Below are 15,336 nucleotides of genomic sequence, written 5' to 3'. Positions count from 1 at the left end.
TAGCCTCCGCTCCAGATTGCATTAATGGAGCGGAGCGGCCATGACGAATATTGCTAAATGGGATGTGGAAGTTGCCGGTTTCTGGCAATCAACAGGCAAACGGATCGCGACACGGAACCTCTGGATATCCATTCCAAGCCTGCTGCTGGGATTCGCCGTATGGCTGATGTGGGGCATCATCACGGTACAGATGCTCAACCTCGGGTTTCCTTTCGAACCGGCGCAGCTGTTCACCCTGACCGCTATTTCCGGCCTGGCCGGGGCGACGCTGCGCATCCCGGCGTCATTCATGATCCGCATCGCCGGCGGACGCAACACCATCGTTCTGACCACCGCCCTGTTGATGATTCCTGCCGTGGGCGCCGGCATTGCCTTGCAGGACACCACCACGCCGCTCTGGGTCTTTCAGCTGCTGGCCCTGCTGTCAGGGATCGGTGGCGGCAACTTCGCCTGTTCGATGAGCAACATCAGTGGCTTCTTTCCGAAGAACCAGCAGGGGCTGGCGCTGGGGCTGAATGCCGGGCTGGGAAACTTCGGCGTGACCACCATGCAGATCGTGATTCCGCTGGTCATGACCGCCGGTCTCTTCGGTGCCCTGGCTGGTGATCCGATGGTGCTGGTCAAGGACAGCGGCACACTGATCGGGCGGATACCTGCCGGCTCGGACACCTGGATTCAGAATTCAGGCTGGGTATGGATGCTGGCGCTGGTCCCGCTGGCCTTCATCGGCTGGTTCGGCATGAACAACCTGCTGCCGATCACGCCCAATCCGGGGCATACGCTGGGCGCGTTCGGCAAGATCATCGGGCTCTACGGGGTCGGCTTCCTGACGTCCGTGGTGGGCCTGTACCTCTATCTGCCGCAGCCCTTCGGCCTCGGCGTATTGAACATGTGGCTGGCCATCGCGCTGATCATGCTCAGCACCCTGGGCCTGCTGCGGATGATTCCGGGCAGCATCAAACCGAGCATCAAGCGCCAGTTCGGGATCTTCCGCGACAAGCACACCTGGTCGATGAGCGTGCTCTACATCCTGACCTTCGGCTCCTTCATCGGCTTCTCCATGGCGCTGCCGCTGTCGATCACGGTGATCTTCGGCTACATGAACGAGATCGCGGCGGACGGCAGCATCACGCGGGTGGTCAACCCCAATGCGCCCAGCGCCCTGACCTATGCCTGGATCGGCCCTTTCATCGGCGCCCTGACACGCCCCTTCGGCGGCTGGATCTCCGACAAGCTCGGCGGCTCGATCGTCACCCAGGTGATCTCGGTGGTGATGCTCGCCGCCGCGGTGGCGCTGGGCTACGTGCTCAAGCAGGCCTATGGCTCCACTCAGCCGGAAACCTTCTTCTTCGCCTTCATCATCCTCTTTCTGGTGCTGTTCGCCGCCTCGGGGATCGGTAACGGCTCGACCTTCCGCACCATCGGCGTGATCTACGACCGCGAGCAGGCCGGCCCGGTTCTGGGCTGGACCTCGGCGGTGGCGGCCTATGGCTCCTTCGTCGCGCCCATGGTCATTGGCGGCCAGATCAAGGCCGGAACGCCGGAGGTGGCGATGTACGGCTTCGCCGGCTTCTGCGCGCTGTGCCTGGTTCTCAACTGGTGGTTCTACCTGCGGCCCAACGCCTACGTGAAGAACCCCTGAATCATTCAAGCAGAGCAGCGAAGCGGAGTTTTACGCCATGAATATCATGATTGCCTATGACGATTCGCCCAATGCGCGACATGCGCTTGAACGCACCCTGGAAATGTTCGCCCGACTGGAGCCGATGATCATCCTGATTGGCGTCGCCGAAGAAAGTCTGGATACCAGCAGTTCCAGTGAAAGCAACTACCTGAAAGCCAAGGAAGAGTTTTCCACAAAGATAAGAGAGGCTGCAGAGAAGGTGGGTAGTCGTGGGTTGAATGTTGAAGTCGTCATTGGTCAGGGTGATGCAAGGAAAGTCATTCTCAAGGCAGTTGATAGTCTGAAGCCCGATCTGCTGGTTGTCTCCAGGCACTGCGAAGAGTTGGGTGGAGGTTTCATCGCGCACTCGATAGATGCACTGGTCGATGAATTCAATTACATGACCTTTGGCAGCGTCAGTTCCTTTCTGGTCAGGCGCGCACCGTGCCCGGTACTTATACAGGCCTGTCCGGGTTGGACGCAGGAGACGAATAAATGAAAGTCTCGGACCTGTTCAAATACCGGCAACCGGAAATAAGAGCGCTGCATCTGACCTGGATCGCCTTCTATATCTGTTTCTTCGTCTGGTTCAATATGGCGCCGCTGGCCACCAGCATGCTCAAGAGTGCGAACTGGCTGACCGGCGACGATTTGCGCCTGTTTGCCATCGCCAACGTGGCGCTGACCATTCCCGCGCGGATTCTGGTGGGCATGGCGCTGGACAAATGGGGTCCACGGCGGGTGTTTTCCGTGCTGATGGTGACCATGGCGGTGCCGGCGATCACCTTCGCCATGGGCGACACGCGGGTGCAACTGCTGATCTCGCGACTGGTGCTGAGTTCGATCGGTGCCAGCTTCGTGGTCGGCATCCATATGACCGCCATGTGGTTCAAGCCCAAGGACATCGGCTTTGCCGAAGGTTTCTATGCCGGCTGGGGCAACTTCGGTTCGGCGGCGGCGGCCATGACGCTGCCGGCCATCGCCCTGCACGCGTTCGGCGGGGATGACGGCTGGCGCTACGCGATTGCCACGACGGCACTGATGATGGCGGCCTACGGAGTGTTCTACTGGTTCGCCATCACCGATGGCCCGGCGGGCACCGTGCAGCACAAGCCACGCAAGGTCGCGGCCATGGAAGTCAGCAGCTGGGGCGACATGTTCAAGCTGATCATCTGGACCATTCCCATGGTCGGCATCCTCTCGGTGCTGGTCTGGCGCATCGAGAACATGGGCTACATGGATGCGGGCTGGGCCTGGGTCTGCCATGGCGTGATCGTGCTGGTGGTGCTCTACCAGATCGCGCAGATCCTGCGGGTCAACGTGCCGATCCTGCGCAAGGGCGTGCCGGAGGACGACAAGTACCCGTTCAACTCGGTGGCGGCGCTGAACTCCACCTACTTCGCCAACTTCGGCGCGGAACTGGCGGTGGTGTCGATGCTGCCCATGTTCTTCGAGCTGACCTGGGGGCTGTCGGCCACGGCGGCGGGCATCATTGCCGCCTCCTTCGCTTTCGTGAATCTGCTGGCGCGGCCCATCGGCGGCCTGGTCTCCGATCGCTTCGGCAACCGCCGTTTCGTGATGCTGGCCTACATGCTCGGCATCGCCCTGGGCTTTCTGCTGATGGGGCTGATGGGCTCCAGCTGGCCGCTGTTCATTGCCGTGGTCATCACCATTTTCTGCTCGGTTTTCGTGCAGGGTGCGGAAGGCGCCACCTTCGGCATCATCCCCTCGATCAAGCGCCGTATCACCGGGCAGATCTCGGGCATGGCCGGTGCCTATGGCAACGTCGGCGCGGTGTTCTACCTGACCCTCTACACCTTCGTCACGCCCTCGCAGTTCTTCCTGATCATCGCCGCCGGCGCATTGCTCAGTTTCGTCATCTGCTTCTTCTGGCTGAAGGAGCCCGAAGGCGCCTTCGCCGAAGAGTACTTCGTGTCATCCGTCGACCTGGCAATCGCCGAACAGACCGCCGTCAGCAAGTAGCCAATCATCGCCGGCGCGGCCCGCTCGCCGGCAATGCCTGATTCGTAACGCGGACGCCAGCCGCTGGCGCCCGCAAAGGAGAGAAAGATGAGCCATCTGCTCGACCAGCTGCGTTTTTTCAATCGCAAGCAAGGAGAGTTCGCCGACGGTCATGGCGAGACCCGTATCGAGTCCCGCGACTGGGAGAACGTCTACCGCTCGCGCTGGCAGTACGACAAGATCGTGCGTTCCACCCACGGGGTGAACTGCACCGGATCGTGCTCCTGGAAGATCTATGTGAAGAACGGTCTGATCACCTGGGAAACCCAGCAGACCGACTACCCGCGCACCCGCAACGACCTGCCCAACCACGAGCCGCGCGGCTGCCCGCGCGGCGCCAGCTACAGCTGGTACATCTACAGCGCCAACCGGCTGAAATACCCCAAGGTGCGCAAACCGCTGCTCAAGCTCTGGCGCGAGGCGCGGCGCAACATGACCCCGGTCGAGGCCTGGGCCAGCATCGTCGAGGACAAGGGCAAGGCCGAGTCCTACAAGAGCAAGCGCGGCATGGGCGGCTTCATCCGTTCCAGCTGGGACGAGGTCAACGAGATCATCGCCGCGGCCAACGTCTACACCGTCAAGCAGTACGGCCCGGACCGGGTGATCGGCTTCTCGCCGATCCCGGCGATGTCCATGGTCAGCTATGCCGCCGGCAGCCGCTACCTGTCGCTGATCGGCGGCGTGTGCCTGAGCTTCTACGACTGGTACTGCGACCTGCCGCCGGCCTCGCCGCAGGTCTGGGGCGAGCAGACCGACGTGCCGGAATCGGCCGACTGGTACAACTCCAACTACATCATCGCCTGGGGCTCCAACGTGCCGCAGACGCGCACCCCGGACGCGCACTTCTTCACCGAGGTGCGCTACAAGGGCACCAAGACCGTGGCGATCACCCCGGACTACGCCGAAGTCGCCAAGCTCACCGACCTCTGGCTCAACCCCAAGCAGGGCACCGACGCGGCGCTGGCCCAGGCCTTCGCCCACGTCATCTTCAAGGAATTCCACCTGGAGAAACCGAGCGCCTATTTCCGCGACTACGCCAGGCGCTATACCGACTTGCCGGTGCTGGTGCGCCTCAACGAGAAGGACAGCAGCCACATCGCCGACCGCTTCCTGCGCGCCTCGGACCTGACCGACAACCTCGGCCAGGAGAACAATCCGGAGTGGAAGACCATCGCCGTCGACGGCAGCACAGGTGAACTGGTCTCCCCGCTGGGGGCGATCGGCTACCGCTGGGGCGAGAAGGGCAAGTGGAACATCGAGGCCCGTGAAGGCAAGGACGGGCGCGAGGTCGACCTGGCCCTGAGCCAGATCGACAGCGGCGAAACCGCCGAGGTCGCCTTCCCCTATTTCGGCGGCACGCTGCACGAGCATTTCCAGCACGCCGAGGGCGAGGCCATCCAGCTGCGCCGCGTGCCGGTGCGCTCGATCACCCTGGCCGATGGCAGCACCGTCAAGGTCGCCACCGTGTTCGACCTGATGGCCGCCAACCTCGGCATCGACCGTGGCCTGGGTGGCGGCAACGTCGCCGCCAGCTACGACGATGCCAGCGTGCCGGGCACGCCGGCCTGGCAGGAGAAGATCACCGGCGTGGCGCGCGAGAAGGCAATCCAGATCGCCCGCGAATTCGCCGACAACGCCGACAAGACCCGTGGCCGTTCCATGATCATCGTCGGCGCGGCGATGAACCACTGGTATCACATGGACATGAACTACCGCGGGCTGATCAACATGCTCATGCTCTGCGGTTGCGTCGGCCAGACCGGTGGCGGCTGGGCGCACTACGTCGGCCAGGAGAAGCTGCGTCCGCAGTGCGGCTGGCTGCCGCTGGCCTTCGGCCTGGACTGGCACCGTCCGCCACGGCAGATGAACGGCACCAGCTTCTTCTACAACCACTCATCCCAATGGCGTCATGAAAAAATGAGCATCCACGAGGTGCTCTCGCCGCTGGCGGACAAGTCGCAATTCCCCGAGCATATGCTCGACTACAACATCCGCGCCGAGCGCGCCGGCTGGCTGCCGAGCGCGCCGCAGCTCAACCGCAACCCGCTGCAGATCTGCCGCGACGCCGAGGCCGCCGGTCTGTCGCCGGTGGACTACGTCACCCGCTCATTGCAGGACGGCTCGCTGAAGTTCGCCTGCGAGCAGCCGGACAACCCGGCCAACTTCCCGCGCAACCTGTTCGTCTGGCGCTCCAACCTGCTGGGCAGCTCCGGCAAGGGCCACGAGTACATGCTCAAGTACCTGCTGGGGACCCGTAACGGCGTGATGAACGAGGACCTCGGCAAGCGCGACGGCTTCAAGCCGACCGAGGCCGAGTGGGTCGACGAGGGCGCCATCGGCAAGCTCGACCTAGTCACCACCCTGGACTTCCGCATGTCCTCCACCTGCGTGTATTCGGACATCGTCCTGCCGACCGCCACCTGGTACGAGAAGGACGACATGAACACCTCGGACATGCACCCCTTCATCCACCCGCTGTCGGCAGCCATCGACCCGGCCTGGGAAGCCCGGTCCGACTGGGAGATCTACAAGGGCATCGCCAAGGCCTTCTCGAAGATGGCTGAAGGTCAGCTGGGTGTGGAGAAGGATCTGGTCACCGTGCCGCTGCTGCACGACAGCCCCGGCGAGCTGGCGCAGCCGTTCGGTGGCAGCGACTGGAAGACCGCCGGCCAGGCGCCGCTGCCGGGCAAGAACTGCCCGAACATGGCCGTGGTCGAGCGCGACTATCCCAGCACCTACAAGAAGTTCACCTCCCTCGGCCCGTTGCTCGACAAGCTCGGCAACGGCGGCAAGGGCATCAACTGGAACACCGACGACGAGGTCGATTTCCTCGGCGAACTCAACTATGTGGTGCGCGAGGAAGGCGTCAGCCTGGGCCGACCGAAGATCGAGACGGCCATCGACGCCGCCGAGGTCATCCTGACCCTGGCGCCGGAAACCAACGGCCACGTCGCGGTCAAGGCCTGGGCCGCGCTGTCGCAGTTCACCGGGCGCGACCACAGCCACCTGGCGTTGCCCAAGGAGCATGAGGCGATCCGCTTCCGCGACATCCAGGCGCAGCCGCGCAAGATCATCTCCAGCCCGACCTGGTCCGGCCTGGAAGACGAGCACGTCAGCTACAACGCCGGCTACACCAACGTCCACGAGTACATCCCGTGGCGCACCCTCACCGGGCGCCAGCAGTTCTACCAGGACCACCCGTGGATGCTGGCCTTCGGCGAACACATGCAGAGCTACCGACCACCGATCAACACCCGTTCCACCGGCTACGTGGCGGGCAAGATGGGCAACGGCAACCCGGAAATCTGCCTGAACTGGATCACCCCGCACCAGAAGTGGGGCATCCACAGCACCTACACCGACAACCTGATCATGCTCACCCTGAGCCGTGGCGGGCCGATCGTGTGGATGAGCGAGATCGATGCGAAGAAGGTCGGCATCGAGGACAACGACTGGATCGAGTGCTTCAACGCCAATGGCGCGCTGACCGCCCGCGCGGTGGTCAGCCAGCGCGTGATGGAAGGCATGGTGATGATGTACCACGCCCAGGAACGCATCGTGAACGTGCCGGGCGCCGAGAGCACCAAGACCCGCGGCGGCCACCACAACTCGGTGACCCGCGTGGTCCTCAAGCCCACGCACATGATCGGCGGCTACGCGCAGCTGGCCTACGGCTTCAACTACTACGGCACGGTGGGCTGCAACCGCGACGAGTTCGTCGTGGTGCGCAAGATGAACAAGGTCGACTGGCTGGACGCGCCCCATGGCAACGAGCTGCCGCAACCCCTGCCGCAAGATATCTGAGGATTTGATGCCATGAAGATTCGTTCACAAGTGGGGATGGTCCTGAACCTGGACAAGTGCATCGGTTGCCACACCTGCTCGATCACCTGCAAGAACGTCTGGACCAGCCGCGAAGGCATGGAATACGCCTGGTTCAACAACGTCGAGACCAAACCCGGCATTGGTTACCCCAAGGAGTGGGAGAACCAGGACAAGTGGAAGGGCGGCTGGGTGCGCAACTCTGACGGCTCGATCAACCCGCGCATCGGCGGCAAGTTCCGGGTGCTGGCGAATATCTTCGCCAACCCCGACCTGCCGAGCATCGACGACTACTACGAGCCGTTCGACTTCGACTACCAGCAGTTGCACACCGCACCGCTGGGCAAGCACCAGCCGGTGGCGCGACCGCGCTCGCTGATCTCCGGCCAGCGCATGGAGAAGATCGAGTGGGGGCCGAACTGGGAGGAAATCCTCGGCACCGAATTCGCCAAGCGGCGCAAGGACAAGAACTTCGACAAGATCCAGGCCGATATCTACGGCCAGTACGAAAACACCTTCATGATGTACCTGCCGCGCCTGTGCGAGCACTGCCTGAATCCGGCGTGCGCGGCCTCCTGCCCGAGCGGGGCGATCTACAAGCGCGAGGAAGACGGCATCGTCCTCATCGACCAGGAAAAATGCCGCGGCTGGCGCATGTGCATCAGCGGCTGCCCGTACAAGAAGATCTACTTCAACTGGAAGAGCGGCAAATCCGAGAAGTGCATCTTCTGCTTCCCACGGATCGAGGCCGGCATGCCCACCGTCTGTGCGGAAACCTGCGTGGGACGTATCCGCTATCTCGGCGTGCTGCTCTACGACGCCGATCGCATCGCCGAGGTGGCCAGCACGCCGAACGAGCAGGACCTCTACGAAAAACAGCTGGAGATGTTCCTCGACCCCTTCGATCCGAAGGTCATCGAGCAGGCGCTCAACGATGGCGTGCCGATGTCGGTGATCGAGGCCGCGCAGAAATCCCCCGTCTACAAGATGGCGGTGGACTGGAAGCTGGCCCTGCCGCTGCACCCCGAATACCGCACCCTGCCGATGGTCTGGTACGTGCCGCCGCTGTCGCCGATCCAGAACGCCGCCCAGGCCGGGCAGATCGGCATGGATGGCGTGCTGCCGGACGTCGACAGCCTGCGCATTCCGCTGCGCTACCTGGCCAACCTGCTCACCGCCGGCGATGAAAAGCCGGTCAGGCACGCGCTCAGGCGCCTGCTGGCGATGCGCGCCTACAAGCGTGCCGAGCAGGTCGAGGGCATCAAGGACATGGCGATTCTGGAAAGCGTCGGGCTGAGCCTGGAACAGGTCGAGGACATGTACCGCTACCTGGCCATCGCCAACTACGAAGACCGCTACGTGATCCCCAGCGCGCATCGCGAGGAGGCCATGAGCGACGCCTTCGCCGAACGCTCCGGTTGCGGTTTCAGTTTCGGTAGCGGCTGCAGCGGGGCTTCGGACACCAATATGTTCGGTGCGAAGAAGGCCAACCGCCGCGACGTGATCAAGACCGTGCAGTTGTGGGAGGACTGAACATGCAGATCCTGAAAGTGATTTCCCTGTTGCTCGACTATCCCGATGAATGTCTGCGCGAGGCACGCGCCGAACTGGCCGAGGCCATCGATGCGGCTCGCGAGATCAGCCCGCAGCTGCGTACCGCGCTGCGGGTGCTGCTCGACGAGCTGAGCGAAGGCGAGCTGATGGACGCGCAGGAGCGCTACACCGACCTGTTCGACAAGGGCCGCGCGCTGTCGCTGCTGCTGTTCGAGCACGTGCACGGCGAGTCGCGCGACCGCGGCCAGGCGATGGTCGACCTGATGGCCCAGTACCAGGCCGCCGGCTTCGCCATCGGCGTGCGCGAGCTGCCCGATTACATCCCGCTCTACCTCGAATACCTCGCCACCCGCGAGGCGCTGGAGGCGCGCGAGGGGCTGGCCGACGTCGCGCATCTGCTGGCGTTGCTGGCGGCGCGCCTGGAGGAGCGCGAAAGCCCGCATGCGGCCTGTTTCCACGCGTTGCTGCAGATTGCCGGCGAGCCGCTGCAGGAGACGCTGGCCGGTCTGCGCGAGCAGGTTGCCGCAGAGGAGCGCGACGACTCGCTGGAGGCGCTGGACCGGGTCTGGGAGGAAGAGCAGGTGAACTTCCTCCAGGCCGAACAGCAGGATCGCTGCCCATCGATGCCGAGCGGGCCGGGCAAGGCCCGCGAGGAAAGCCCGGTGCCGCTGCACTGGACCGATTTCAAGCATGACGGGCAGGCCGCCGCGCTGGCCCAGGAGGTGCGCTGATGTCCAACTTCAATTTTCTGCTGTTCGGGGTCTATCCCTACATCGCCCTGGCCATCTGCCTGATCGGCAGCTGGGCGCGCTTCGACCTGTCGCAGTACAGCTGGAAGGCCGGTTCCAGCCAGATGCTGCAACCCAAGGGCATGCGCCTGGCGAGCAACCTGTTCCACATCGGGATCATCTTCGTCCTGTGTGGCCACTTCGTCGGTCTGCTGATGCCCGAAGCCCTTTATCACCACTTCATCAGCAGCGCCGACAAGCAGTTGCTGGCGATGGTCTCGGGCGGCTTCTTCGGCATCCTCTGCCTGATCGGCCTGGTGATGCTGCTCCAGCGGCGGCTGACCGATGCGCGCGTGCGCGCCAGCTCCAGCCGCAGCGACGTGATGATCCTGCTGGTGCTGCTGGCGCAACTGGTGCTGGGGCTGCTGACCATCGTCGCCTCCACCGGCCACATGGATGGTGCAGTGATGGTGCTGCTGGGCAACTGGGCGCAGGGCGTCGTTACCCTGCAGCCGGTGGCAGCCGCCGAAGCCATCGCCTCGGTGTCGCTGATCTACAAGCTGCACGTATTCCTCGGCGTCACCCTGTTCGTGCTGTTTCCCTTCACCCGCCTAGTGCATATCGTCAGCGCGCCGGTGTGGTACCTGGGGCGGCGCTACCAGATCGTCCGCCAGAAGGGTGTCAAGCCGGCCACGCCGCGCCCGCAGCGTCCGCGTACCTACGAAGCACCTGCGCGCGAAAACACCACGCCGAGCGCAGTGCCCGGCTACGCCGCGACAGACAGCAAGAGCCCGGTATGAGCTTTGGGCGGCTGGCGCCTGGTGCGCCCGCCGTCATGGCTGATCCGCGCCAACGTGCAAAAACTTCAGTGAGGTAATCGTCATGGCTTGTGGATGTGGTGGAAGCGCGGGAGGAGGCGGCTGCGGTGGTGGCGCACGCCCGGAAGTCGAGGTGCCGGATGACGCCGCGCTGTTCGAGGAACTGCTGCCTGCAGGGGACGCGGAGACCGATGAGGCGTTGCTGATCGCAAGCAGCGAGCAGGAATGGCCACGGGTACGGGTCAATGGCGTGGAGATCGCGACACAGGCCATCGCCCAGGAGTTGCAGTATCACCCGGCGCAAAGCCGCGACGAGGCCGTCTATCTGGCGGTCCAGGCACTGGTGCTGCGCGAGCTGTTGCAGCAGCGCATCGCCGAGCTGGGCCTGGTGGCAAGGACTGAAACCGGCGAGAGCGAAGAAGAAGCCGCCATCCGTGTGCTGATCGAGCGGGAAGTACCGCTGCCGCTGGCCGGAGAAGAGGCGTGCCGCACGTATTACGCGGGCAATGCGCAGCGCTTTTTCAGTGCGCCCTTGCTCGCCGTGCGGCACATTCTGCTGGCCTGCCCGGCGGATGATGCCGAGGCGCGCAGCCTGGCTCGCGAGCAGGCGCTGGAGCTGCTCGGGCAACTGGGGCAGGCGCCGCAGCGCTTCGCCGAGCTGGCGTTGCAGCATTCCGCCTGCCCGTCGAAGGCGCAGGGCGGCGCACTGGGCCAGATCAGCAAAGGCCAGACCGTGCCGGAATTCGAACGCCAGCTGTTCCGTCTGCCGCTCGGGCTTTGCCAGCAGCCGCTGGAGAGCCGCTACGGCTACCATCTGGTGTTCGTCGACCAGCGCCTCGACGGCGAGCAACTGCCCTACGAGGCGGTGGCCGGCTCGATCCGCGCCGAACTCAACCAGCGCGTCTGGCAGATCGGCGTCGCCCAGTACCTGCAGAATCTGGTGGGTGTGGCGAGCATCGAGGGCATCCATATGCAGGGGGCGGAAACGCCGTTGATGCAGTGAAGCCGCTGAAGGCTGGAGGCTGGACGAGGATGCCGCTTTTTCGTCCAGCCTTCAGCCTTCAGCCCTAAGAGCGCTCAATCCGGGATTCTTGCGATGACTCAACTACGCGACGCCCATGACCGCCCCATCGACTACCTGCGCCTGTCGGTGACCGACCGCTGTGATTTCCGCTGCGTCTACTGCATGGCCGAGGACATGGCCTTTCTGCCGCGCCAGCAGGTGCTCGGGCTGGAGGAGCTGGAGCGCGTCGCGCGGATCTTCGTCGGTCTGGGGGTGAAGAAGATCCGTCTCACCGGCGGCGAGCCGCTGGTGCGTCAGGGCATCGTCGGCCTGTGCGAGCGCATCGCCGCGCTGCCGGGGCTGCGCGAACTGGTGATGACCACCAACGGCTCGCAACTGGTGAAGCTCGCCGCCCCCCTGGCGCGGGCGGGCGTGAAGCGCCTGAATATCAGCCTGGATAGCCTGGATGCGGCGAGATTCCACGCCATCACCCGCACCGGCGAACTGCGTCAGGTGCTCGACGGCATCGCTGCCGCGCGCGCCGCCGGCTTCGAGCGGATCAAGCTCAACGCGGTGGTGATGAAAGGGCGCAACGCCGGGGAAGTCGCCGACTTGGTGGATTTCGCCATCGCCGGCGGACTGGATATCAGTTTTATCGAGGAAATGCCGCTGGGTGAGGTCGGCCGTTCGCGTGGCGAGGGCTTCTGCTCCAGCGACGAGGTGCGCGCGCTGATCGCCGCGCGCCACGCACTGATCGATTCAGCCGAACACAGCGGCGGACCGGCGCGCTACGTGCGCCTGCCGGAGCATCCGCAGACGCGCATCGGCTTTATCTCGCCGCATTCGCACAACTTCTGCGCCACCTGCAACCGCGTGCGGCTGACCGTCGAAGGCCGTCTGCTGCTGTGCCTGGGCCATGAGCATTCCATCGACCTGCGCGCGCTGCTGCGTCGTCACCCGACCCGCGACCAGCCGCTGATCGACGCCATCCACGCCGCGCTGCAGCGCAAGCCGCTGCGCCATGACTTCTCCAGCAGTGGCGAGGTTCAGGTGCTGCGCTTCATGAATGCCAGCGGGGGTTGAAAGGGAAAATGCCAGCGACTTTCATGGGAGCGGGCCATGCCCGCGAAGCCCGGTTCGGGCAGCGGCGCGGCTGCCTTTCGCGAGCATGGCTCGTTCCTACAAGACGTGCAGTGTGTAGCCTGGATCAGCCGCAGGCGTAATCCGGATGCGTGGCTGCGGCCTGGTGCCGCAGTTACCTCGAAAGGGGGTGGGCGTTGGCTGTCGCCGGGTGCAGTCTGTAGGCCGATGATTCTTCCCGGAGAGCTTTTATGGCACACCTCAATACCGACCAATTCCAACCACTGGGCATTGCCGTTCTGACCGTCAGCGATACCCGCACGTCCGACACCGACACCTCGGGCAATACCCTGGTCGATGCGCTGCGAGGCGCCGGGCACCATCTCGTCGAGCGGGGGCTGGTGACCGACGACATCTGGCAGATTCGCGCCAGGCTCGCTGTCTGGATCGCCGATCCACAGGTGCAGGTGGTGCTGATCAGCGGTGGTACCGGCTTTACCGCGCGGGACAACACGCCGCAGGCGGTGGCGCCGCTGCTGGACAGGCAGGTCGATGGTTTCGGCGAGCTGTTCCGCCAGGTTTCAGTGGCCGAGATCGGCACCTCGGCGCTGCAGTCGCGTGCCTTGGCCGGGATCAGCAACGGCACTCTGGTGTGCTGCCTGCCGGGCTCGCCGAATGCCTGCCGCACGGCCTGGGAAAGGATTCTCGGCGAACAGCTCGACAGCCGTACCGGGCCGTGCAACTTCGTCACGCACCTGCAGGCAGCGGTCGCTGGCCAGCCCGACCGCTGCTGTGGGCCACGCTCATGAACCCCTGTGGCTGCGACGGCGACAATCTGCGCCCGGTGGATGAAGCCATCGACGAATTATTGAAGCGGGCGCCGGCGTTGCCGCCGGTCGAACACGTCGCCCTCCCGGATGCCCTAGGTCGGGTGCTGGCCGAGCCGCTGGTGGCGCCCTTTGCCGTGCCGGCCTGGGACAACAGCGCCATGGATGGCTATGCGTTGCGTGCCGCCGACCTGCCGACAGCGGGTGGGTGTTTGCCGCTGGCTGGTCGTATCGCCGCCGGTGACCTGGCCGATGAGCGCCTGCCGAGCGGTCATGCCGTGCGCATCTTCACCGGCGCGCCGCTGCCGCCCGGTGCCGATACGGTCGTGCCGCAGGAGCTGTGCCGGGTCGATGGCGAGGGCGTATGGCTGCCGGCGGTCAGGCTGGGTGAGCATGTGCGGCGCAAGGGCGAAGAGCGGCAGGCGGGCACGCGGGTGCTGGACGCGGGGCAGCGCCTGCGCCCGCAGGAACTTGGCCTGCTGGCGAGCTGCGGCGTCGCCCGCGTCGCGGTCTACCGGCGTCTGCGCATCGGCCTGCTGTCCAGCGGCAACGAGCTGCGCGAGCCCGGAGAGCCGCTGGGCGCCGGGCAGATCTACAATTCCAACCGCTATTGCCTGCTCGGCGTGTTGCGCAGCCTCGGGCTGGAAGTACACGACTATCCGATCCTCGTCGACGAGCTGGCGGCCAGCCGCGACGCGCTGGCGCTGGCCGCCTCGGAGTGGGACATCCTCATCACCTCCGGCGGCGTCTCGGTGGGCGAGGAGGACCACCTCAAGCAGGCCATTCGCGAACTGGGCGAACTGCATCTGTGGCGTCTGGCGATCCAGCCGGGCAAGCCGCTGGCCTTCGGCGAGGTGGCGGGCAAACCCTGGATCGGCCTGCCGGGCAATCCGGCGGCGGCGTTGATCACCTCGCTGGTGGTGGCGCGGCCCTTTCTGCTGCGCGCCCAGGGACTGCGCGAGGTCCTGCCCAAGCCATTGCAGCTGGTGGCCGGGTTCGACTGGAGCAAGGCCAACGGTCGTCGGCAGTATCTGCGTGCGCGGCTGGAGAATGTCGATGGCCAGACGCGCGTCTGCCTGCATGAGCGTCAGGGTTCGGCGATGCTCACCTCGGCCAGCTGGGCCGAAGGGCTGGCCATCGTCGAATGCAACCGTACGCTGGAAGAGGGTGAGACGGTGGAGTATCTGCCGTTCAGCGAACTGCTCGGCTGATACATGAAAACGCCCGGTCGATGACGGGTCGACCGGGCGTTTTCGTGTCTGCGCGTCAGGCCTGGTGGCGCTGCGGCAGCATGCGCAACAGGGTGCCGTCACGGCGCACGTAATGGTGGAACAGCGCCGCTGCGGCGTGCAGGCCGATCAGCCAGTAACCGGCTAACGCCAGCGTTTCGTGCAGTTCCTTGAACTGGCCGGCCAGGTCCTTGTTGGCACCGATCAGCGCCGGCAGCTGGAGGCCGAAGAAGGGGATCGGCTTCTCCGCCGCGCTCAGCGTCAGCCAACCGAGCAGCGGCAGGCCGATCATCAGACCGTACAGCGCCAGCTGCATCAGCTTGGCCAGCGCGCGTTCCCAACCGGCCCCGGCGACCGCCTTCGGCGCCGGATGTATCCAGCGCGCAATCAGGCGCAGCCAGACCAGCGCGAACACCGTCAGCCCGAGCATGAAGTGCCAGTGCTTGAGCAGCTCACGGGGCTCGCTGCCCTTGGGGAAGTTGCCCTTGAGCTCGATGGTGGCGTAGACGCCGGCGATCAGCAGTACCATCAGCCAGTGCAGGGCGATATTCAGGCGACCATAGTGCGCCGTTGGGGTCGATGCGGTCATT

12 protein-coding genes are annotated in these 15,336 nt (G+C 64.8%); 11 read left to right on the top strand and 1 reads right to left on the bottom strand.

The genetic code is table 11. The features are described from left to right. The first annotated feature begins 40 nt into the window (after window positions 1–40). From G7020_RS01075 to glp, 11 genes are all read left to right on the top strand, one after another. The gene (locus G7020_RS01075) at window positions 41–1,642 is read left to right on the top strand and encodes an antiporter (RefSeq protein WP_181082206.1); all 1,602 of its coding nucleotides are present in this window, start codon (window positions 41–43) and stop codon (window positions 1,640–1,642) included. Window positions 1,643–1,679: 37 nt separating this feature from the next. Next, entirely contained in the window at window positions 1,680–2,162 is a 483-nt protein-coding gene (locus G7020_RS01070; protein ID WP_181082205.1) for a universal stress protein, read from the top strand. After that, the gene (locus G7020_RS01065) at window positions 2,159–3,646 is read left to right on the top strand and encodes an MFS transporter (protein ID WP_181082204.1); all 1,488 of its coding nucleotides are present in this window, start codon (window positions 2,159–2,161) and stop codon (window positions 3,644–3,646) included. The genes G7020_RS01070 and G7020_RS01065 overlap by 4 nt, the downstream gene beginning before the upstream one ends. Before the next feature lie 87 nt (window positions 3,647–3,733). Next, entirely contained in the window at window positions 3,734–7,489 is a 3,756-nt protein-coding gene (locus G7020_RS01060; RefSeq protein WP_181082203.1) for a nitrate reductase subunit alpha, read from the top strand. Between the two features lie 12 nt (window positions 7,490–7,501). After that, window positions 7,502–9,040: a nitrate reductase subunit beta gene (narH, locus tag G7020_RS01055; protein WP_181082202.1), complete on the top strand. Its 1,539-nt coding sequence runs from the start codon at window positions 7,502–7,504 to the stop codon at window positions 9,038–9,040. Between the two features lie 2 nt (window positions 9,041–9,042). Then, complete coding sequence (narJ, locus tag G7020_RS01050; RefSeq protein ID WP_181082201.1) at window positions 9,043–9,792, top strand: nitrate reductase molybdenum cofactor assembly chaperone; 750 nt, start codon at window positions 9,043–9,045, stop codon at window positions 9,790–9,792. After that, window positions 9,792–10,589 (top strand): respiratory nitrate reductase subunit gamma, encoded by a 798-nt coding sequence (gene narI, locus G7020_RS01045; RefSeq protein WP_181082200.1) that lies wholly within the window; start codon window positions 9,792–9,794, stop codon window positions 10,587–10,589. Before narJ ends, narI begins: the two co-directional genes overlap by 1 nt. 82 nt (window positions 10,590–10,671) lie before the next feature. Further along, the gene (locus G7020_RS01040) at window positions 10,672–11,610 is read left to right on the top strand and encodes a peptidylprolyl isomerase (protein WP_181082199.1); all 939 of its coding nucleotides are present in this window, start codon (window positions 10,672–10,674) and stop codon (window positions 11,608–11,610) included. Window positions 11,611–11,703: 93 nt separating this feature from the next. Further along, window positions 11,704–12,693, top strand: a complete 990-nt coding sequence (gene moaA / locus G7020_RS01035) for a GTP 3',8-cyclase MoaA (RefSeq protein ID WP_181082198.1) — start codon at window positions 11,704–11,706, stop codon at window positions 12,691–12,693. 248 nt (window positions 12,694–12,941) lie between these two features. Further along, entirely contained in the window at window positions 12,942–13,499 is a 558-nt protein-coding gene (gene moaB, locus G7020_RS01030; RefSeq protein ID WP_181082197.1) for a molybdenum cofactor biosynthesis protein B, read from the top strand. Then, window positions 13,496–14,728, top strand: a complete 1,233-nt coding sequence (glp, locus tag G7020_RS01025) for a gephyrin-like molybdotransferase Glp (protein WP_181082196.1) — start codon at window positions 13,496–13,498, stop codon at window positions 14,726–14,728. The genes moaB and glp overlap by 4 nt, the downstream gene beginning before the upstream one ends. A 55-nt stretch (window positions 14,729–14,783) precedes the next feature. Here the strand turns inward: glp and G7020_RS01020 are convergent, their stop codons facing one another. Continuing rightward, complete coding sequence (locus tag G7020_RS01020) at window positions 14,784–15,335, bottom strand: cytochrome b (protein WP_181082195.1); 552 nt, start codon at window positions 15,333–15,335, stop codon at window positions 14,784–14,786. Window position 15,336: the final 1 nt, after the last annotated feature.

The sequence above is a fragment of the Stutzerimonas stutzeri genome (assembly GCF_013522825.1).
GTDB lineage: Bacteria > Pseudomonadota > Gammaproteobacteria > Pseudomonadales > Pseudomonadaceae > Stutzerimonas > Stutzerimonas stutzeri_AK.
Note: the sequence above shows the minus strand (reverse complement) of the source record. Positions and strands in the feature narration are given on the sequence as shown.